The 20,964-nt window shown below is 58.7% G+C and carries 19 protein-coding genes; 6 read left to right on the top strand and 13 right to left on the bottom strand.

Annotated elements, in window-relative coordinates:
- Positions 1-198 precede the first annotated feature (198 nt).
- Positions 199-2,034 (top strand): DUF4012 domain-containing protein, encoded by a 1,836-nt coding sequence (locus tag PV766_RS05470; RefSeq protein ID WP_421096589.1) that lies wholly within the window; start codon positions 199-201, stop codon positions 2,032-2,034.
- A gap of 74 nt (positions 2,035-2,108) precedes the next feature.
- Here PV766_RS05470 and PV766_RS05465 read toward each other — a convergent pair whose 3' ends face one another.
- The 11 genes from PV766_RS05465 to PV766_RS05415 form a co-directional block, all read right to left on the bottom strand.
- Positions 2,109-3,077 carry a GDP-L-fucose synthase family protein gene (locus PV766_RS05465; protein WP_421096588.1) on the bottom strand — a complete coding sequence of 323 codons (969 nt, stop codon included), beginning with the start codon at positions 3,075-3,077 and terminating at the stop codon, positions 2,109-2,111.
- Positions 3,077-4,105, bottom strand: a complete 1,029-nt coding sequence (gene gmd / locus PV766_RS05460) for a GDP-mannose 4,6-dehydratase (RefSeq protein WP_421096661.1) — start codon at positions 4,103-4,105, stop codon at positions 3,077-3,079. Before gmd ends, PV766_RS05465 begins: the two co-directional genes overlap by 1 nt.
- 99 nt (positions 4,106-4,204) lie before the next feature.
- The gene (locus PV766_RS05455) at positions 4,205-4,741 is read right to left on the bottom strand and encodes a DapH/DapD/GlmU-related protein (RefSeq protein ID WP_421096587.1); all 537 of its coding nucleotides are present in this window, start codon (positions 4,739-4,741) and stop codon (positions 4,205-4,207) included.
- Positions 4,738-5,964 (bottom strand): glycosyltransferase, encoded by a 1,227-nt coding sequence (locus tag PV766_RS05450; RefSeq protein WP_421096586.1) that lies wholly within the window; start codon positions 5,962-5,964, stop codon positions 4,738-4,740. Before PV766_RS05450 ends, PV766_RS05455 begins: the two co-directional genes overlap by 4 nt.
- Before the next feature lie 134 nt (positions 5,965-6,098).
- Positions 6,099-7,157, bottom strand: a complete 1,059-nt coding sequence (locus tag PV766_RS05445; RefSeq protein WP_421096585.1) for a hypothetical protein — start codon at positions 7,155-7,157, stop codon at positions 6,099-6,101.
- Between the two features lie 2 nt (positions 7,158-7,159).
- Positions 7,160-8,362: a lipopolysaccharide biosynthesis protein gene (locus tag PV766_RS05440; RefSeq protein ID WP_421096584.1), complete on the bottom strand. Its 1,203-nt coding sequence runs from the start codon at positions 8,360-8,362 to the stop codon at positions 7,160-7,162.
- Between the two features lie 3 nt (positions 8,363-8,365).
- Positions 8,366-8,653, bottom strand: a complete 288-nt coding sequence (locus tag PV766_RS05435; RefSeq protein ID WP_421096583.1) for a hypothetical protein — start codon at positions 8,651-8,653, stop codon at positions 8,366-8,368.
- A 49-nt stretch (positions 8,654-8,702) separates the two neighbouring features.
- Entirely contained in the window at positions 8,703-9,227 is a 525-nt protein-coding gene (locus tag PV766_RS05430) for a DapH/DapD/GlmU-related protein (protein ID WP_421096582.1), read from the bottom strand.
- A gap of 62 nt (positions 9,228-9,289) precedes the next feature.
- Entirely contained in the window at positions 9,290-10,402 is a 1,113-nt protein-coding gene (locus PV766_RS05425; protein ID WP_421096581.1) for a glycosyltransferase, read from the bottom strand.
- A gap of 47 nt (positions 10,403-10,449) precedes the next feature.
- The gene (locus PV766_RS05420; RefSeq protein ID WP_421096580.1) at positions 10,450-11,781 is read right to left on the bottom strand and encodes a UDP-glucose dehydrogenase family protein; all 1,332 of its coding nucleotides are present in this window, start codon (positions 11,779-11,781) and stop codon (positions 10,450-10,452) included.
- A 185-nt stretch (positions 11,782-11,966) separates the two neighbouring features.
- The gene (locus PV766_RS05415) at positions 11,967-13,499 is read right to left on the bottom strand and encodes a sugar transferase (RefSeq protein WP_421096660.1); all 1,533 of its coding nucleotides are present in this window, start codon (positions 13,497-13,499) and stop codon (positions 11,967-11,969) included.
- A gap of 516 nt (positions 13,500-14,015) precedes the next feature.
- On the opposite strand from PV766_RS05415, the gene PV766_RS05410 reads away from it, so the two are divergent.
- The 4 genes from PV766_RS05410 to PV766_RS05395 all read left to right on the top strand — a co-directional run bounded on the left by PV766_RS05410 (position 14,016) and on the right by PV766_RS05395 (position 17,813).
- Positions 14,016-14,939 (top strand): UTP--glucose-1-phosphate uridylyltransferase, encoded by a 924-nt coding sequence (locus PV766_RS05410; RefSeq protein ID WP_421096579.1) that lies wholly within the window; start codon positions 14,016-14,018, stop codon positions 14,937-14,939.
- A 366-nt stretch (positions 14,940-15,305) separates the two neighbouring features.
- Entirely contained in the window at positions 15,306-16,178 is an 873-nt protein-coding gene (locus PV766_RS05405) for a helix-turn-helix domain-containing protein (protein WP_421096578.1), read from the top strand.
- A 180-nt stretch (positions 16,179-16,358) separates the two neighbouring features.
- Entirely contained in the window at positions 16,359-17,198 is an 840-nt protein-coding gene (locus PV766_RS05400) for an aspartate dehydrogenase domain-containing protein (RefSeq protein ID WP_421096577.1), read from the top strand.
- Positions 17,199-17,435: 237 nt separating this feature from the next.
- Positions 17,436-17,813: a hypothetical protein gene (locus PV766_RS05395; protein WP_242496640.1), complete on the top strand. Its 378-nt coding sequence runs from the start codon at positions 17,436-17,438 to the stop codon at positions 17,811-17,813.
- 199 nt (positions 17,814-18,012) lie between these two features.
- Here the strand turns inward: PV766_RS05395 and PV766_RS05390 are convergent, their stop codons facing one another.
- Together PV766_RS05390 and PV766_RS05385 are read right to left on the bottom strand one after the other, a co-directional pair.
- On the bottom strand, positions 18,013-18,162 hold the full coding sequence (locus PV766_RS05390) for a hypothetical protein (RefSeq protein ID WP_421096576.1): 150 nt from the start codon (positions 18,160-18,162) through the stop codon (positions 18,013-18,015).
- A gap of 994 nt (positions 18,163-19,156) precedes the next feature.
- A complete protein-coding gene (locus PV766_RS05385) occupies positions 19,157-20,422 on the bottom strand; it encodes an O-antigen ligase family protein (RefSeq protein ID WP_421096575.1) in 1,266 nt (421 codons plus the stop codon).
- 163 nt (positions 20,423-20,585) lie between these two features.
- Here PV766_RS05385 and PV766_RS05380 point away from each other — a divergent pair, with 163 nt between their 5' ends.
- Positions 20,586-20,813, top strand: coding sequence for a hypothetical protein (locus tag PV766_RS05380; RefSeq protein WP_421096574.1), 228 nt, complete (start codon positions 20,586-20,588; stop codon positions 20,811-20,813).
- Positions 20,814-20,964 lie beyond the last annotated feature (151 nt).

Below are 20,964 nucleotides of genomic sequence, written 5' to 3'. Positions count from 1 at the left end.
CGCCCGACACAATTCAGGACAGGGGACGTGCAGAATCCTCCCCTATCGTGCGATCGTGGACGGAGCCTCCCAACTCCACTGTCACGATCACCGTGCAGAAGTTTACTTACAGTCACGGTTACCCACCACTTGAACGGTCGGCCAGTTCGGAATCGGGTTATCGTCTCGAACGGAAACCACGAAGGGGGCACAAGCGGCGTGAACGATGTTACCGGTGAGTCACATTCGCCCGAACGGCGTCGACGCAAGGTACGGAGGCGTCTGTCCGACGAGGAGATCGCAGCCCAGCGCGCGAAGCGCCGTCGCGTGCAGATCGGCTGCGGTATAGGCGCACTCGTGGTCGTCGGATTCGCCGGTTGGCTGGGTTACGAAGGCCTGCAGGCGAAGTCGAATCTGGAGAAGGCGCAGAACTTCGCCACACAGGCGAAAGATGCTCTGCTCGCAGGCGATACCGACAAGGCTCGCGTCGCCGCAGCCGACGCCGATCGTTACGCCCAGGACGCCCAGGGTTCGGTCGATTCGGTGCCGTGGCGCATCGCAGGCGCCGTCCCATTCCTTGGCAGCCCGTTCGATTCCACTCGCCAGATGACCACCATTGTGAGCGGTCTCACAGAGCAGGTCCTCCTACCGGCGGTCGATGCAGGCAGTGCAGTCTCTCCCGATCAGTTGATTTTGGACGGCGCACGCATCAATCTCGCCGCCCTCCGGGACGCCGCACCCACCCTCGAGACGACCTCCGCGGCCATCAGCAATCTCGACCAGCAGGCTCAGAATGTCGACAGCACGTGGCTCGGCGTGATCGACGATGCACGAGTCGACTTGCAGCAGCAGGTGTCCGAGTTGTCCGGTCTGCTGAACAACACGTCGCTCGCGGCGCAGATCGCGCCGGCCATGCTGGGCGCAGACGGTCCGCGTAGCTATTTCATCGGTTTCCAAACCAACGCCGAGGCGCGCGGCACCGGCGGCTTGCTCGGCGGCTTTGGTGTCGTGCGAGCCGACGATGGAGCCGTAGCGGTCGACGAGTTATCCAGCCGCGATTTCACAGACAACTACCAACCGATCGATCTCGGCCCTGAGTTCGCCCAGGCATATGGTCACAGCTCACCGACTACACGGGCTGTCAACAGCAATGTCAGTCCTCACTTTCCCTACGCAGCGAAAATCTGGCAATCCCTCTGGGAACAAGAGTCTGGCAAACGGGTCGACGGTGCGATAGCGACGGATCCGGTCGCGTTGAGTTATGTACTCGAAGTGGTAGGGCCCGTGACGATGTCCGACGGCGAGATCATTAGCGCCGACAATGTCGTAGAACTGACTGAGTCGACCGCCTACACGCGATTCGCCGACAACAACAACGCACGCAAGGAGTACCTCCAGGCAGTCGCCCGTCAAGTGGTGCTCAAGATGACTGGTGCCGTTTCCAAGCCACGCCAACTCCTGGAAGCACTCGGACGTGCTGCAAGCGAGGGACGCCTCGCTCTCTGGAGTTCCCATGAGGACGAACAGGAAGTGCTCAGCACCACCAAACTTGGTCATGTCGTTCCCGACGACAGTGCTCCGTATGCTGGGGTTGTAGTGAATAACCTCGGAGGAAACAAACTGGACTACTACTTGCAGAGGCAGATTAGCTACTCCGCAGGATCCTGCGAGGACGAGGCTAGAGCTTCCACCGTTACGGTCCGATTGACCAACGCCCTGCCGCCGGGAGAGTACACCGACTACGTAGCGGGAATGTTCGACAACTCCAGAGGCGAACCCTTCGGTACGAATCTCTCCGACGTCGGACTGATCGCCACGCAGGGCGCCAAACTGAAGAAGGTTACTGTAAACGGTGTGTCTGCATTCAGCTTCACCGGCAAGGAACGTGGCCATCCCATGTTCAACGTGCAAGTTCCCATCCCTCAAGGCCAAACGGTCGAGATCGTCTACGACATGACGGAGCCGAGTGTCACAGGTGCTCCAAGAGTTCCGGTTCAACCTCTGATCGACAACCCGGTAGTGAATGTGGACGTCCCGGAGTGCCGCGCAGAGTAGGCCATAAACAACTTCGGGCGTTCCGGGGTCCAACCTTGCGGATGGATCCGGAACGCCCGAAGCCGACCAGCTTCTTACGTCCTGATCGTATCCACGTTCTCTCGGTACCACTGAATTGTGGAAGCGATCCCTGAACGCAAGTCGATCTTGGGTTCCCATCCTGCCGCACGGAGCTTGGAGACGTCGAGCAATTTCCGGGGCGTGCCATCAGGCTTGCTTGTATCCCACTCGATTCGACCCGAGAAGCCGACCTCTTCAGCAACGATCTGCGAGATCCTCTTGATGGTCTGGTCTTCACCGGTGCCCACGTTCACCTGGTCGGAACCGTCATAGTGTTCCATCAAGTGCAAGCATGCAGATGCCATATCGTCGACATGCAGGAACTCTCGCCTGGGAGATCCGGAGCCCCAGTTCGTCACCGATTCGAGCCCATTGCGTCTGGCCTCGTCGAAGCGCCTGATCAGCGCGGGCAGCACGTGCGACCCCTGGGGTGAAAAGTTGTCTCCAGGCCCATACAAGTTGGTCGGCATAGCCGATATCCACGGCAGGCCGTACTGTCGGCGTACAGCCTGCACGTGCAATATCCCTGCGATTTTGGCAATCGCGTACGCGTCATTGGTGGGCTCCAGATGACCGGTAAGAAGGTACTCCTCCTTGATCGGCTGAGGCGCCAACTTGGGGTAAATGCATGACGATCCAAGGAAAAGCAGGCGCTGCGTACCATACTCGCGCGCCGCATCCAGAACGTTCACCTGGATCCGCATGTTCTCCGACAAGAAGTCGACCGGGTACGTGCTATTGGCGAGAATCCCCCCTACCTTCGCGGCAGCCAGCACAACGTTCACCGGACGATGCTCGGCGAAGAAACCGAAAACCGCACTTCGGTCGCGCAGATCCAATTCCGAAGACGACCGGCCGATAAGGTTTCGGAAGCCCTCCGACTCCAATCGCCGCCAGATCGCCCCTCCGACAAGTCCTCTATGGCCCGCAATGTAAAACGGAGCACCGCGATCTAACGGCTGAGGGGCAAATGGCACCGACATCAGAGAATCTCCCAATCCGAGTGGGCAGGCCTATCGATCCACGGCCGGCCTTCATGCTCGAGTGCCTGAATATCTGCGTCCACCATGATGCGAGCAAGTTCGGGGGTATGAACTCTCGCTTTCCATCCGAGCTTGTCCTGTGCCTTCGACGCATCGCCGATAAGGGAGTCGACCTCGGTAGGACGCAGGTAGCGCTCGTCGAACTTGACGTGGTCTTCCCAGTTCAGTCCTGCATGTTCGAAGGCGACCTCCAAGAAGTCCCGTACGGAGTACGCCTCACCCGTAGCAAGAACGAAATCATCCGGCTCATCAGCCTGCAGCATCCGCCACATGCCCTCGACGTACTCAGGAGCGTATCCCCAGTCACGAACCGCATCGAGATTTCCCATGTAGAGGTTCTTCTCGACGCCGGCCTTGATTCGCGCCACTGCTCGCGTAATCTTCCGCGTCACAAATGTCTCGCCACGCCGGGGGGACTCATGGTTGAACAAAATCCCGTTCACGGCAAACATTCCGTACGCTTCACGGTAGTTCTTAGTGACCCAATAGGAATAGACCTTTGCAGCGCCGTAGGGCGACCGAGGGTAGAAAGGCGTCTCCTCACTTTGCGGAGGGGGGGTTGCGCCGAACATTTCTGAACTCGACGCCTGGTAGTACTTGCATTGGAGCCCAGCAAGCCGGACAGCCTCCAACAAGCGAATAGAGCCAATTCCGGTGGTATTGCCGGTATGCTCTGGTTCATCGAAACTCACCCGTACGTGCGACTGAGCCCCGAGGTTGTAAACCTCTTCCGGACGAATTTCTGACAACAAGGTAACCAGACGTGCGCCATCACTCAGGTCACCGTAATGCAGAAAGATTCGAGCTTCGGGATCATGCGGGTCGACGTAGAGGTGTTCAATACGAGAGGTATTGAAGGTCGAGGAGCGACGGATCAGGCCGTGGACCTCGTACCCTTTCGAGAGCAACAACTCTGCGAGATACGACCCATCCTGTCCGGTAATACCCGTGATCAGCGCTCGTTTCATTTTCATTCTCCAGTTCATGTATGGATTCGAGGTTCGAGGACACCGCAAACCGCGTCGGAAATTAATGGCCCGTCTCCGGACACGGCATTCGTACAAGCTTTATTTAAGGGACGCAACCGGCGCAACCACTGTCGTCCCGTCGGGAACGTCGTTTGTAACGAGGGCACGGGCGCCGATGGTGACACGATTCCCGATATTCACACCACGCAAGATCGTTGCACCAATCGCCACCCATGTATTGTCACCGATGCGAATAGGACCATTGTCGAATTCAAAAGTATCCGACCGCCGATCATGACTACCTGAGCACAGAACTGCATCCTGTGAAATACAGACATTACGGCCGATTTCCACAGGTTCGAGGTTGAGTACCCAAGCACCTTCACCCACCCAGGAATTGTCTCCGATAGACAGCTTCCAGGGCCAGTGGATACGAACCCGATGGCGGATCAGTACATTGTTCCCCACCTGTGCGCCAAACATTCGCAGAATCCGGACACGCAACGCAGCCGGACACCACCAACGCATGAAAATTGATCCGGAAACCGCCATCCATGCAACTTGCCAGCCTGCTGTGCGCCCCTTGTCATAGCCGACCCCGGAGAATTTCGACAGGTCCCATGAGTTGGACCTCATACCTGTCCTCCTACCGTCTCGGCCGGCGAATTAATCACGCGCTGGCGGAAGCGCTCAAGCGAGGAGTCTGCCGAAAGATTGTCGCGCTGGTACCGCAGCCCTGCTCGACCAAGCTGTTCCATGCGCGACCTCTCGGCGGAGAGCTTCAGCACCTGATCTAGCAGCACCGCGGGCTCGCCCGGAGGAACCACCTCACCACCCCCTGATGCTTGAACTTCACCCGCCGAGGCACTGTCGTACTGCGTCGCAGCCAGAACTGGCTTGCCAGCAGCGAAATAAGTCGTCAACTTGCTCGGAACAGCCATGTCTGACACTCCAGGCTTCTCATTCAGAAGCAGCACATCAGCACATAACAACGCGGAGCGGAAGCGATTGTCGTCTACTGGATCAAGAAACTCGACGCGCTCGACTCCACGCGCCAATTCCTCCAACTTAGCCCGCTGATTGCCATCACCGAGCAAGACGAAACGAACGTTATCGCCCCGCTCATCTGCAATGCGCGCAGCATCGACAACATTCTCGAGTGCTTGTTTCGCTCCCATGTTGCCTGCATGGAGGACGATTACTTCATCGGTGCCCCAACCGAACTCTGCCCGATTGGCATCGACGTCATCAAATGACGCAATGTGCGTCCAATTTCGTACCACACTCACCGAGCGAGATGGAATATCCAGTACGTCACACGCTGTACGTTTGAAACGATCATGAATCACCACAACTTCGTCCGCCAGTGAGAGTACACGAGCTTCAAAAATGGTAGCCAACTTTGCCAGGATGCCCCCACCATTTACGGCCTCGACCACGCCCTTGCTATAAAAATCTTGGACCCAAGCGACGGACCTCGGTCGCCTCTTCCGCAATTTGATGCGAAGAAGCGTCAACGCAGATGAAATCAAGGAGGGCGAAACACAGATCACAACATCCGGGTTATCCCACTTAGCTGTAGAAACTTTAACGGCAAAAGAAACTTCCATCAACACCCGCCCAATCGAACCGGGGTTGCGCGGAATATAATGCTTAAACCTGCGAAGACGAACCCCTTCTATGCAATCGACCGAAGGAAGGTTCGCGTGCTCGGGCAGCACTTTCCATGCAGGATAATGCGGAAAACTGGTCAACACCGTCACGTCATGGCCGGCACCGGATAGATACTCGGCCAATCCCGTTGTATATGGCGCGATGCCAGTCACTTCGGGCTGGTAGTTTATGCCGACTATCAGCACTGTCCGACGATCCTGATCTACCATGAATATCTCACACCACCCTCGTCAATTACGAACAATCGGTTGCAATTCGGCCGTCGGTCACACGGAATCTTTGATCCTGCTAGCCGATCGCACGTACACGCTGAAAAACGTCATGTACTATGGACGCGCTCACGAAACTTTGCAACGCCTCGTTGAATTATTCTGTCTAATTCGCCGGAGGCATTAGACATGGCCACATCGACTCGCGCCCGCTCCTGCTCTGAGGCATCAATGTCAGCGATAGCATCATCGCGCCACAGTTCTACCGTCTGAGGACACAAGTACCTATCGAGCGTCGCGTGAAGTTTCTCTTCCTGCGGGATATCTACTATGACCGGTATAGCGCCTTTCCGCGCGCCGAGGAGGAGCACATGTAATCGATCACTGACCACTACCGAACAATCGGAATAGAGACGCATCACCAGCTTCTCCTGCTCAATATGGGACACACGTTCGCCCCACCCCTCGCAGCGGATACCGAACTTCTCCGCAAGAGAACAATTTATTTCTTGATCTTCTCGAACTTGAACAACGAAAACCGGCTCCAGATCGAGCGCCCTTGCCGCTTCGATAAGCCCACCAACAGCGGCCGCAGAGACCGACCGATCGTGACGAAGGGAAATTACGAATAATTTGCGATCCCGTACTTCAGGACTTCTGTAATCTCTAAACGCAAGATCAGGCGCACTAATCGCCTTACCTGCAAGAAGATTGATACTGGTCTCGTCGCGTGTCAAATAGATTTCAGCAACCGATTCCATGAGCCTCTCGGCTCTCAATGCTGGACCAGCCTCCCCCCGAAGCGCACGGCCGAGGACAACAAGTTTATTCCCAAGTAGAACCAAAAGGGAGAAGAGGAGCGCGATTACCATTCTCTTAGAGGATGAAATGATACCGGCAGATAGGGGCGCTGGACCCGGTGCCATTACGATAATGGCACGGCCCCTGATCCCTTCGATGACTAGCTTTGTGACAAAAGTAAACGCGGAAGACGTGCTTCTCCACCGCTCTGATAACCCGGTCGCTTGTACATAGGATTTGCTCATTTTGCCGGTATAAGCGAGTCCATTCTCCGCGTAGGAATCTAGGAGATGCGCCGCTTCTCTCCGAATGTGAATATCCCCGAGGTTCCCTTCCGCTGCAGCGATACTCATAAATGCGGTATGCACAACTAGCTCCTTCCCTGGAGCGCAATAATTCCGGCTAGCAAAACAACTTGGAGTATGTAGCTGGCAGTGAGGGCAATAGCCGCTCCTACTCCCCCCCACCACATCACGGCAACGGCAACTCCAAGTAGGCACGAGATCGACGTTATTGCCGAGATAACGGCAACCTGCCTCAACTGCCCCCACCCCTGCAAAAGCGAATTCATCTGTGATGATATTGCGGCAAACGCCAATCCACCGCATACAATTTGAATTATTAGGATGGAGTCATCGAACTCCTTTCCCAATACTAAAGGAACCGCTAGTGGCATGATCACAGCGACAACGCCATAAAGAAGCGCCGTGGCCGCCATCAAGACAAGGACACTACGCAGAAGGGCGTTTCTCTCCGACTGCCCCGATCTGGCAGCAGCCGGCATCAGGACCTGAGCGAAAGATGTAGGAATTATTCGAAGTGGTGTTGTAAGGCGACTCGCGGCACCATAATATCCGCCCTGCGTAGTACCAGCAATTGCAGTAACTATTAGCGTGTCAAAATTTCGAAGCTGCGTTGCAACCGAGTTCGCCCAGTAAGGACGGGCGGTTCTTATTACTTTTCGGGGAGGTACCTTGAATCGCCGGAATGGAACACGGTTTTTCTCCATCACAACGAAGCAAGAAATAGTCGATCCAAGCGCAAGTCCGAATGTGTAGCCAAAAAGTGGGTCGACTCCGATGGCTGCCGCAACAATAAGCACCACGAACGAAATGCTGCGGCGCGTCACCAACGATGTCGCGTTCTGGATTGTGTCACCGTCAGCGAGGGGGATAGCGAGCCACGTTTCTACTTGCCGATCAACCGCGATCCAGATAGCGAACGGAATGAATGGCAGATATCGGTGATCATGCCACGCCAGTATGGACATGCCTGCGACCCCCAAGATTCCCGTCGAGATACTAATTCGGGAAACAATACGGAGCGCTTCCTTTAGGTATTCACTGGTAGGTTCTAGGGCTCGCAGGCGAACGATATAGGTCGTAAGCCCAAGATCGATCACTGTCTGCAATACGAGTGCTATCCCGTAGGCACTCGCAAATAATCCGAAGTCCGATGGTCCAATCCACCGCGCAAGGAGAGCCATACTCCCCGCCTGGATCAACGCACCACCTAAACGCCCAAGGACGATCCACGAGGCTTGGCGCCCGATCTTAGAGATCGTAGAGGTCATCCGTCACCTCTTGGATATTTCTAATGGACGAATCGGGGTCAAACCTTCATTCTTCTTCTTAGATGTCAACAGCCCGGCAAGCTTCAAGAGGACGATTGCGGCGACCAGAACATTGAAGCCGATCCATAGCTGATCCGGAAGATCTCCTAGCACCCTGGTGGCTATAAGCATAATCATCGAGATGCTGAACGGTGAAACAAGAGGACCCGCCTCTAGGCGGGTCGCGACCAGTATCGAAATACAGCCAACGAGCAGAGTGAGAACCGACCATGGATTGTCATTTGGGTTCATTTTCACCTTGCTAGTTGCTTGATATGGGTGGGGACTAGGAACAGTATGCTCAAACGCCGCTAGATTTTTTCTTTTGTAAGAGCTCACTCAAACGCGCTAGATGTTCGCTTCTTTGACCGTCATCAGCAAATCTTTTGCCGAGTACACGGGCGGGAACGCCTCCAACAATTGAGAAGTCATCGACATCACGCGTGACGACGGAACCAGCTCCGACAACGGCTCCGTCGCCGATCCGGATACCGCTTAGTACGACGGAACCGCCTCCGATCCACACGTCCGTTCCGATCGTGACGGTGTCGCGATCCGTTTGTTCACGGTCGCCAGACCACGTGGACCACAACATGGGCACTCCGAGTTCATCGATGGCATGGTCCACGCGATTCACAATCTGCACACCCATGCCGATCATGACGAAGTCCCCAATAGCGCCGTCGACCTGCACGATCGAGCGTGGTCCAATACTTACGTGGCTGCCGATGCTCAGTCCATGCGGTGCACTTATGATTGCACCGCGGCCGGCGCGGAAATCGTTGCCGTATTCGACATTTCCATAGACTGCGAGTTTGTTCAGCACGGCGGTTAGCTTCGCCCGAAGACCGCCAGGCAAACGAGATCTATTTTCCACGGTGACTCTCCTTATACCGGCCAGCCGTCAGAGCCGACTTCGAGCGACTTTCCCTGTAATGCGGCCCACAGTCCATTAGCCATGGCTTCGGCGGAGTAAAATGTACCAACCTTCTGGGCAAGCGACGCCCCGTCAATCGGATCGCTGTCTAGTTCCTCTACCCATTGGCGCATCGCAGACGCGAGTGCTGGCGCAGTGGTCGGTAAGTAACTTCGCGTGCCCCCGAATCGCTTCAGTTCGATCTCCGGAGCATGAGGGGCGTCCTCCGCGAATAGAACGGGTACACCAAATCCGAGGCTTTGAGTCAAACTCAGACCGACGTATCCGGGTGAAATTGAAATGAGAGTCTCGCTATAAATTCCCTGAAGAACCTCCACGTCATCGATCCGGCCGTGGAATCGAACCGAGTCTCCCAGGCCATGGCGCTCAGCTTGCTCTTGCATCGTTTCCAGCATGGATCCAGAACCGACGATGTCAAGTTTGTATCCACGACTGCGAAGGCCGGAGTGCGCAAACGCATCAACCAGCAGCTCGACTCGCTTCGATGGTTCGAGTCGGCCCACATATAGAAGACTGCGCCGCTCCTTCGACGTTTCGAAATTCAGACTCGCTCGGGCATATAGCGAATTGGGTGCTACCCACACAGGTTGTCCGGGAAGTTCCTCTTGTGCGGGGACTACGCTGTCATATCCGTAAAGAATCGTGCCGTTGGTCAATCGACGGAGCGCCACCCGCAAAGGCGCAGTTCGAGCCTGTGAACCAGCCCGAGGATGGAGGTGGCCCCATGCCAAGGTTCTTCTGCGGAGCAGCCGGCGTATGGCGCAGATTGTCCACGACGTGATGCTGCGCGGGTTCAGGTCAACGACACAGACCTCGGCTTGAACGGCTTTTCGCCACCCACCAACCTGGAGGAGTGCACGCCTTTTGAGTAGCGCGACGTTCTTGACCCGTCCCACGAGCTCCTCGGGCAATCCCGTGGTCACCGTGGGATCTAGATGTCTATCACCGGCCAGGATCTCAACCTCGTTACCGTGCTCTTTAAGCAAGTGCCGAATGCAAGCATCACGGTAAACGGGCACAACAGCGAGATAGAGAAGATATTTACTACTCGAACTTTTTCTCATCGCGATCCTTGCGTAGGCGTGAACAATTGGACGGTCAGGCAGGGCAGCTAAGAGGTAGCGCGGCCAAGTGCCCGGTAGGACCAGCCTGCCTTGACCCAGGAGGACCGTTCTAGGCAATTGCGGCCGTCAAGGACGGTGCGTTGTCGCACATGCTTACCGAGTTCACTCGGTTCGATATTTCGGAACTCGCTCCATTCCGTGAGCACCAGCACTACGTCTGCACCCTGACACGCACTCATCACGTCGTCCGCGTACGTGAGGGTAGGAAACACCTTTTTTGAATTTTCATTCGCCTTGGGGTCATAGACGCTCACAGAAGCGCCTTGTAGCTGGATTTGACCTGCAATATTGAGCGCGGGAGAGTCCCTCACATCGTCGGAATTAGGTTTGAAAGCTGCCCCAAGGATCGCCACTCTAGCGCCAAGCAGCGAGCCGCCGACTTCTTCCCGGGTGAGCTCGACCATTCGAGTTCGACGACGCATATTGATATTGTCGACTTCTCTTAGGAAGGACAGCGCTTCGTCTGCTCCAAGTTCTCCGGCCCGCGCCATGAACGCTCGAATATCCTTTGGAAGGCATCCACCACCGAAGCCCACGCCGGCGTTGAGGAATTTTCGACCGATGCGATCGTCGTATCCTATTGCATCGGCAAGAACAGAAACATCAGCTCCTGCAGATTCGCACACCTCAGCCATGGCATTGATGAACGAAATCTTTGTAGCAAGAAAAGCATTTGCTGAAGTTTTTACAAGCTCAGCAGTTGCAAGGTCTGTCACAAGCAAAGGAACATTGTTTTCAAGAAGATCGGCATACACCTCACGAGCGATTTGCTCTGCTCGACCAGGGCGCGACGGATCAACCCCGAGAACGAGTCTGTCGGGACGGAGAGTGTCTTCAACTGCGTATCCTTCCCGAAGAAACTCAGGATTCCAGGCTATTTCAACTGCATCGCCTGCAGGCGCAAGATTGCGGGCGATCTTTCCAAGCCGTTCGGCAGTGCCAACAGGAACAGTGGATTTTCCGAATATGACTGCGGGAGCGTTCAGCAATGGCGCCAAATTTTCCACGACCGCGTCGACGAATGTGAGATCTGCCGCGAACTCACCCTTCTTCTGCGGCGTGCCCACTCCAATGAAGTGGACATCGGCAGATTCGGCCGCATCCTCATAAGACGAAGTAAACCGGAGCCTTCCCGCTTCGAGATTGCGCTGAAGGACAGCTTCCAATCCTGGCTCGAAAAATGGCACGGTGCCATTTTCGAGCTTTTTCAGCTTAGCTTCATCGACGTCAACACCAATTACCTGATGTCCCAACTCTGCCATGCAAGCGGCGTGGGTAGCACCCAAATAACCCGTGCCAAACACTGCGATGCGACTCATTCAACAATCTCCCGAATTGGTAGGCGCTTCCGAATTTCATTGATCGACCCGTCCGGTAGGGCACGCGGTCGAGTGGTATCTCGGTATGGAGAAATCGTCTCGGTTCCATATTGGCAACGTCGTGGTCCATACGATCCAACGGTTGGCTGTGTCTCTCTGGGACGCGAGCCGTTTGGTTTGCTCACTCAGTAGGCGCCGTCGCTGGCGAGCACCGCTTTGACGGTCTTACCGATGATCAACACATCCGAGACCATCGACCAGTTCTCCACATACGACAGATCCAGCCGCACCGACTCGTCCCACGACAGATCCGACCGACCCGACACCTGCCACAGACCCGTCACCCCCGGACGCACAAGTAGCCGCCGCTGGACCCGACCGTCGTAGGCCTCGACCTCACGCCGCAACGGCGGACGCGGACCCACCACACTCATCTCCCCCCGCACAACATTGAGGAACTGCGGCAACTCGTCGATACTGAACCGCCGCATCACCTTCCCCACCCGCGTGACCCGCGGATCGTCCTTCATCTTGAACAACGGACCGGCACCCTCGTTCTGCGCCAACAATGTGTCGACCAACCTGTCCGCGTCGGTGACCATCGACCGGAACTTCACCATCCCGAACGGCGTGCCATCGAGACCGATCCGCTCGGCCCGGTAGAAGACCGGACCCCGATCCTCGAGCTTGATCAACAACGCAACCACCGCGAACACCGGCGCCAACACCACCAACGCCGCACTCGCGAACGCCAGATCGAAAATCCGCTTCCCCGACCGCTTCGCCCCGTGATAACTCGGCTTCTCCACATGGATCAGCGGCAGACCGGCCACCGGACGCATCTCGATCCGCGGACCCGCCACATCGACCACGCCCGTCGCGACCACCAGATCCGTCTCGAGCGGTTCGAGCTGCCAGACCAGATCGTGCAGACCCTCGCTGCCCAGAGTCTCCGTCGCGGTGACCACCACCGTGTCCGCCCCCGACAACTTCAATGCGTCGACCACCGAATGCTCGTCGCCGTAGATCGTGATCTCCCGGCCGTCGACATCGATCACCTCACCCGGCGCCCCCGAATACCGCGGCACGCACACCCCGACCACGCGGTAACCCTCCCCGTCCTTACGGGAGAAGGTGCGCGTCATATGCCGCACCGCCCGCGCACCACCGACCACCAGCACCGACGTCTGAAACTCACCCCGAGCCCGCTTGCGCGCGATCACCTTCCGCCACACCCACCGAGTGAGCAACAAACCGACAAGACCCACAGGCAGGGCGATGGCCAAATATCCACGTGCCAGTTCCAGGCGGAATACGAGTGCGATGATCGCGATGAACCCGAATAGTCGAGCGGTACTCGATACGACACGTTGATATTCGCTATGACCTGCGCCGATGACACGCCGTGACCGAGTACGGAACAAGGAGAGAGTGATCAGCCAGAGACCAACGAGACCCGCCGAGATGAGCGCGTAACTGAGTTCGGAGACCGGCTCTGTTGTCGATAGGTCGCCCTGCCCGAATCGGACGGTGTGGGCCACAACGACGGCCAGCACAACGACAATCACGTCGGACCAGATCAATCGGCTGATGTAGGACTGCTGCCAGTTTCTACGGTTCGCCGAACCCGACGGTTGACGCTGTCCACGAATGGAATTGGCGTAGTCCCCCACGAGGGCATCGGGTACGCCGTGACTCGCCTCCCCGACGGCGGTCATAGCCCAACCACCCACATCGTTGTCTCCTCCCCGAGACACCTACTGCTCGCACGAACAAGCAACGCCGGACCCGATCCGCGTACCCTCCCCGGTCGCGTGACCTGCCCGTTGCGTGCCCAGCCGGGCGCAGTTCTTCCAGTTGTATGCGTGTCGCTCCTATGCGAAAACGCTCGTTGAGACTGTAACGTTACTTACGAGATCTGGCAGCTTGAACAGTCGTCCAGATGGAACCTTCTCTTTGAATGTGCCGCGCGGTTACATTTGGCGACGCGATCCGCGTTTACAGGTCCCGGCGAAGGCAATCCTCCCTGCTATCTTGCACTTTCGGTGCACTCTCCGATTCGCGAACCCGCAGGGCGGCCCCTAGACTGCGCTTACCGACCCGCACGTGATGCGGGATTGACGGTCGGAATCTTTAAGGTGAGATGTATCTCACCATTGCTCAACGTTTTGACCGTGCATTCGCGGGTATTCCGGCGCGGTCATGCGCTCGACAGGGGAGGCGAGGGTAGAACCATGCAAGAAGTAGGAGTGCGCAAAGCTTTCCGCACAGCAGTGGTACCGGCGGCAGGGATGGGCACCAGATTCCTGCCGGCCACAAAGACTGTGCCGAAGGAGCTGTTGCCGGTGGTCGACACCCCGGGCATCGAACTCGTCGCGACGGAAGCCGCCCAGTCGGGAGCTCAACGACTGCTCATCGTGACGGCTCCCGGAAAGGACGGAGTGGTCGCGCATTTCGTCGACGACTTCGACCTCGAGAAGCACCTCGAGGCCAAGGGCAAGCTCGAGCTGCTCGAGAAGGTACGCCGCGCACCGAATCTGCTCACGGTCGGATCGGTTGTCCAGGAGAAGCCGCTCGGTCTGGGGCACGCTGTCGGCTGCGCCGAAGCCGCTCTGGAGCCCGACGAAGATGCGATCGCCGTTCTTCTCCCGGACGACCTCGTGCAACCGAGCGGCATCTTGGAAACGATGGCTCGTGTCCGCGCCAAGCGTGGAGGAAGCGTGCTGTGCGCCATCGACGTTCCGAAGAGCCAGGTGAGCTCGTACGGCGTATTCGAGGTCGAGGAAGTACCCAACGTCGCAAATCCGGATGTTCTGCGAGTTCGCGGCATGGTGGAGAAGCCCGCTCTTGCCGACGCTCCCTCCACGCTTGCTGCCGCCGGTCGCTACCTCCTCGATCGTGAGATCTTCGACGCCCTTCGCCGGATCAAGCCGGGTGCCGGCGGAGAACTTCAATTGACCGACGCGATTGCGCTGCTGATCGAAGAAGGTCACCCGGTTCACGTCGTCGTACATCGCGGGACCCGCCATGATCTGGGCAACCCGGGTGGATTTCTCCGTGCAGCCGTCGACGCGGCACTCGACAGTGGCGAGTACGGCGACGGACTCCGCAAGTGGCTCCACGAGCGGCTCGATCTTGGTTCTGCTAGCGCCGGCTGAGCGAAGTGCGATCGAATCACATCGATGGGACTTAGGTCCTTGCTTCGATGTGCCGTATGGCACCAATTCTGGTTAAATTCTCAAGTGTGTTGCCTCCCTGCAACATGCCCCTTCCCCTCCCCGGGAATTGGCAGCACCTGAGCCCCGCTGGCTCCTCCCCCCTGCCAGCGGGGCTCGCGCCACTTGGGAGACCCGTATAGGCGTTGACGCCCCTCCGTGTGGGTGCCAAGATGATCAACCACGCGCTCGAACGCGTGTGCGAAAACTGAAAACAGATGGCCCGCCGCGACTGGCATCGCGACGGGCCGGATGTCCGACTAAAGAGGAGTCGAACATGCGTCAGCATACCCATGCGCAGGTGACATCGTGAGCATCGAAGCGATCACCTGGGCGCTCGAACGCGCCGCAATTCCGTCCCCAACTCCGCCCGGGATGCCCTCGGCACCAGCACTGACGGTGGTCCTGCTCGGCCTCGCCAATCACGCGTCCCGTCACGGCGCGGACGCATATCCATCCGTGCGGACACTCGCCGGGTACGCCCGCATCAGCGAACGCCAAGTGCAGCGTTGCTTGAAGGCGCTCGCAACCCTCGGCCTCATTTCCCGGGGTGATCAAGAGCGGATCGCGGCGACAATTTCTCGCGAAGACCGCCGACCCGTCCTCTACAACCTGTCGATGAAGCGGGGTGACACGTCGTTACCCCGCAGCTCCGAACGAGGCGACAAGACGAAGCGCCACGGGGTGACAGGAACGACCGAGCGGGGCGACATCCCGGTCACCCGAACCGTTCTTGAACCAAGACATGAACCTGCTGCACTCCCGCACGCGTCGAAGCGCACCGGCGCTGTCGAACCCGAAGAGCAGCAGCCCCCTTCCCTCGATCAACTGGCCACGGCGTGCCGCCGGGCCGGCCTCACTGCCCGGTTCGATACTCTGACAGCCGCGAAGCGCGCACTCGTCGAACAATCCATCGACACCCATGGAGTAGAGGCTCTTGTCCGTGCCGCGCTCGAACGTCATCGACCATGGGATCCAGCTCGTTCCGCGGCGGCGTGGGTCCCGGTCTGGCAGTCATTGCAACCACCCCGACCGAAACTCCCACCGCGGTGCGGTGGGTGCGATGAGTACGGCTGGCTACCCGACGACGAGCTCGGGCGCGCGGTACGGTGCCCGTGCCGTCAGGTGACCTCGCACAGGATGCCCGCTCCGTTCCAAGAAACGATGCCGTTGGCTGCGTGAACGCACTCGCCGTCGTCGACAACGCGCTGCCTCCCTATTCGACGTGATAGCAACATATTCCGATCATCGGACGGCGTCGCGCGAGACACGGTGACGTCGTGAGTCGAACATCGTGGACCTCTTCCCTCGGTACCATGAGCCCGTAGTCACGAATACGAGCGGCGGTATACCGCAGAGGATGTGAGGCAACTGGCACCCGAAGGAATCGAGCGGCGGCCGATCGCAGTGTGCGTCGTCGGAGCCGGCACGATCGGACAGACCGTGATCGACGCTCTGCGCGACGACACGGTGCCGGGTGTGAGCCTCGCGGCCGTGCTTACCTCACGAAGCAGTACAGAGGAGACCGATGCTGCGTTCGACACCGCCGACATCGTGGTGGAAGCAGCCACCGTCGACGCAGCCCGCACCCTGCTGCCCGACGCGGTGCAACGCGGTAAGGACATCGTCGTCTGCTCATGCGGTGTCTTCGCCGAGCGCGGCTTCGATGTGGAATCGTTCGGGGCGGGGCCAGGACGTGTGCTGCTCCCGACGGGCGCGATCGGTGGCTTCGACATTCTGGCCTCGGCGGCACGAGCAGGCACACGCGACGCCCGCCTGACTCACACCACGATCAAACGACCCAGTGCTCTCGGCATCGAAGAAGGTCTGGACGCGGAACGTGAGGTGTTTCGAGGATCCGCCAGAGAAGCAGCACTGACCTTCCCTCGAACTTCGAACTCGTCGGTGGCTCTCGCGTTCGCGACGCTCGGGCTCGATCGGGTCGAGGTGGTGGTCATTGCCGACCCGGGTGCCGCCAGCACACGTCACATAGTGAAGTGGGAGTCACCGCTCGGCCGATACGAGTTGATGTTCGAGAACTCGATCGACCCGGCGTCGGACGGGCGCACCTCCGCGATCACTGCCTGGTCGGTGGTCGAGGTTCTTGCGGCCCTGTCGCGGGGAATCGGGTCAGGTGCGGTCGTGCTGGGGACTCCTCGGAGAAAGGAGCGCGCTCCGAAGTGGCCCGATGCCTTCACCTGAAGGACATTGTCGCTTTCGCGTGTTTGACGAAGAATTTCGGGACCAAAGTCCTCACCGAGTGGTCCGAACCGTAACGGCTTCTGTCACATTCGTGTTTCCTGATGATTCTCCAGGTAGCGGCAGATGAACCAGTGCTGTACACAGTGTGAAACAACACATTTCGCAGGTGAAGGTGTAACTCCCTACCGGGAGTGGCTATTCGGTTTCACCTGACCTACTCGCACCCTGGAGCAGCCTGTGACGACATCATCGCCTTCCGACCGACCGGCGCGGGTACTTTTCCTCGGCACTCCCTCCGATGCCGTCGCACTCGACCGGTGGAGAGAACTGCAGGAGAGCCTCGATCTCGCAGGCATCGAGACCATCACTGCCTTCGAAGGCGAAGTGGATTACGCGATCCTCACCGAGGACATCCTCGACGGCTACTGCACTACCGCCGAAGCACTCACCCTTCAGAAGCTCCGGGCTCGAGGGGTCACGTGCGCAAGCACATGCGCCGGCCCCGAGCAGATCCTTGCAGCGCTGGCGGAAGCCTCCTCCGACGTTGCTTCGGTCGTGCCGATCTCGGCAGCCAGGGGACGCACTTACGGAGGGGCTGTACGCAGCGCGGTCTGACGTTCCAGAACGAGTCGTGCGCGTCGGTGGTCATCACCGACGCGCACGATTCGTTTGTTGCGGCTCAACCCTGGGCGACGGCGTCCGCCATTGAGGTGGGCCGTCGAGCCTTCACGTAGCCCGATTCCATCGACTGCTCGTACCACAGGCGATCCGGGCCCCGTCAGAGTTGCTGCTGCCCGCTCTGGGCGGGGCAGGCTCAGCCGGCGTCCCGCCACTGCTCGTCGTCCTGGTGGAGCGAGGGCGGGGTCTCGCGTTTGTCGCGGGCGCGGATGACACGGCCGAAGACGATCGCGACGGCCACCGATACGGCGACCCACCCGATGATCAGCCAGAAAACCCAGTTCACATATCGAACAACGTATGGAGTCCCCGGTTTGTTACTGCCGGGTAAGGAAGTCACCTGCAGATTCACCCGTTCGCATGACACTGTTCGGATTACACGGGGCTCGCGTCAATCATTCGAAGGAGCCGGCCGGTCCGTCTTCTGGCGGACAGGCCTAGCCGACGACCTCAACCATGCGAACGGCAAACTTCGGCACAGTGGTGTTCCCGCCACTCTGGGTGTCATAGGAGTAACTTCCCTGCACCTCCACGTACATCGTGACGATGTCATCCTCGACGACGTTCGCGATGACCGCAGGGTCGGAGGCGACGACCAGCGTGTTCTGGTCGTAGCCGTAGTCACTATCTTCCCATACAGGTAGGGATAAGCGAGGAACTGGTCCGCGCCTATCTCTGCGTCGAACTGGAAGACTCGACCGAACAGCACGATTTTCCGGTCCATTGCCGGCTTAGGGACTTGCACAATCTTCGCGAATTCGCGCTCGCCGAGTACTTCGTACGAAGCGGGATTCTAACGTGCTACTTCCTCCGCGCGGGCTGCAGCTGGGCCAGCTTCCCGCTACTGGAACTGTTGCTCTGCCGCTGCTTCTGCGGCTCAGCATTCGGCCTCAGCTTCTTCCGGAGTCTGCGTTTCATCACCGATGCGGTACCCGATGCAGCACTGCTGGCAGCGCGGGCCCAGAAGAATCGTTGCCGCCGATAGGACGATGATGATGACGAGGCCAATAACACCACTTATGTGCGGCCGAGAGACAGCGCGTTCGCTCCGACGGCGGCATCATCCAAGCGAGTGCTGAACTCGGTTATGTCGCACCGGTGACGCCCATCACCCCCCGCTGACCGCGGGCGCGCACGCCGGCACTGCCTCGTATATCGAGGGTGATGTTGGCGGCTGACACAATCCAGGTAACACGCAAGGCGGATCTGTACGGAACCCAGTTCATCGACGGCAAGAACTGGCTGCAGAACTACATTGACAGCCCATCGACGTTCCGGTCTCAGGGTGACATCAACTTCACCTTTTCTGGGTCAAAGTTCGCTGGACTAACCGTCTTGCCCCCAAGATCCTTAGGGTCGGATGACGTCGAAGACTCGTCTGATAGAGACGTGGGCAGAGTAGCCCAGGCGAGAAGGGCGGGAAGCCAGTAGTACGCCTGCTCAAAGAACGCGGACGTAAGGGCGAATGCCATGATAGTGACCAGGACGGCGGCTGCGGTGCCGTTTGTCCTGGTCCTCATCGCTCGGAGTGCGATCACAAGGATTGCGAGGATCATTGCTCCGATGGCAACGGCTAGAAGGATTCCGCCCTGGTACCACGCTCGGAGGAACACGTTGTGGACGACGGTGACGTTGTCGAATGACGCGGCATAAGCTGCGTCGAGGCCGACTCCGAAGAGCGGGCTGTCCTGGATCGCCTGCCACGCGTAGCCGTAGGTATCTCCACGAATGTCGAGGGTGCTGACCGCTTCGGTTTGGCCGGTGACCTGCAAGTACCGATCGAGCGGAGTGCGGACGTTTTCGCCGAAGTCGGTGTAGGTGAGAGCCAGCCAGAAAGCGATGCCGACCATCACCGCGGTCTTGATAATGGTTGCGGTCTTGATGCGGAAGCTGATCGCCATGATCACCAGTCCGAGGAGGCACGCGGAGAGAGCGCTGAGGCTGCCGGATGCGATGATGCTCGCGAAGTTGATGCCGGCGATCACGACTACCAGGCGCCTGCGCTCTGCGTTGAGGAATGCTTCCCGGAAACAAAGCAGGACCGCGATGCCGCCCATGAGCGCGAGGACGTTCGGGTGCCCTGCAAGTCCGGGGGCACGGTCGTTCACGGCCTGATTGCCGAGCACCGGCGTCCCAGCGATCTGCGCTATGCCCGCAGCGGCTGACACAGTCTGAGTAACAAGGAAGGCTTTTGCGACTCGCCGGACGAACATCGGATCGCGCAGTACGTTTGCTCGCAGCACGAAGGCGCCAAGACAGAGCAGGACGAACATCTGGGTGCCGACGAACACGTTGCTACTCACCGATGCGAGATTTGTGGCGGTGAGGATGGCGACGATGGTGGCGAATCCACTGAAGATCCACAGCCCGGGGAGGTAAGGACGGGCGACGACCCCGAATGTGGCGGACACGACGAGCAGCCCTAGTGCTCCGAACATCCATGCAGCCGCAACCGGCGCTGGGAGCGTGCGGTAGAGCGGCAAGAGGAAGGCAATCGCCATCCATGCGCAGGTGAGGAGAGGTAGTCGGGTGCGGTCCGCAGGCATGGGACTGATCATGCCTCACTCGAAACCGTACCGCCGAGTATCACGTAGAGCCTCGGCACCTGACCCGCCCGTAACGCATCCGCGTGGGCGGTAGGGGAGTCGCCCGCACTGTTCCTCGTCTGTTCCGCAAACCTGCCTGAGCCCAGCCCGCCCACGCCGACTCATGGATCAACTCAGCGAGCCGGTGTTGGTGCTTTTGATGTTTTGCGCGACGATCCCGTATTCCTTCGTACTGTTTACGGGCCGGGATCTCGATCCACCGGTACATCGCGTATCCGACAAGACCCCGCCATGGGAGATGACACCCGCAGCGGTGGCAGACAGCATCGCACTGCTAAATCGCGGCGAACTCGGCACGGACGAAGGCACTTCCACGGTAGCTGGTCACTGACGACCCTCCAGCGTGGAGTGCCCGGCACGATGAAGGATGGCTGCTCGGCGCTATCCCCGGCGGGCAACAGCAGGTCCCGTGGGACGCGCAGTTGTTCGGTCTTCTGCTGTCCGGCCCGCCAACCTTGGACGCCGGCCGGTTGTCGGATGCG

The organism is Rhodococcus sp. As11, assembly GCF_048957735.1.
Lineage (GTDB): Bacteria > Actinomycetota > Actinomycetes > Mycobacteriales > Mycobacteriaceae > Rhodococcus > Rhodococcus gordoniae.
The sequence above is the reverse complement of the archived record's forward strand: the minus strand, read 5'-3'. Positions and strand labels throughout refer to the sequence as shown.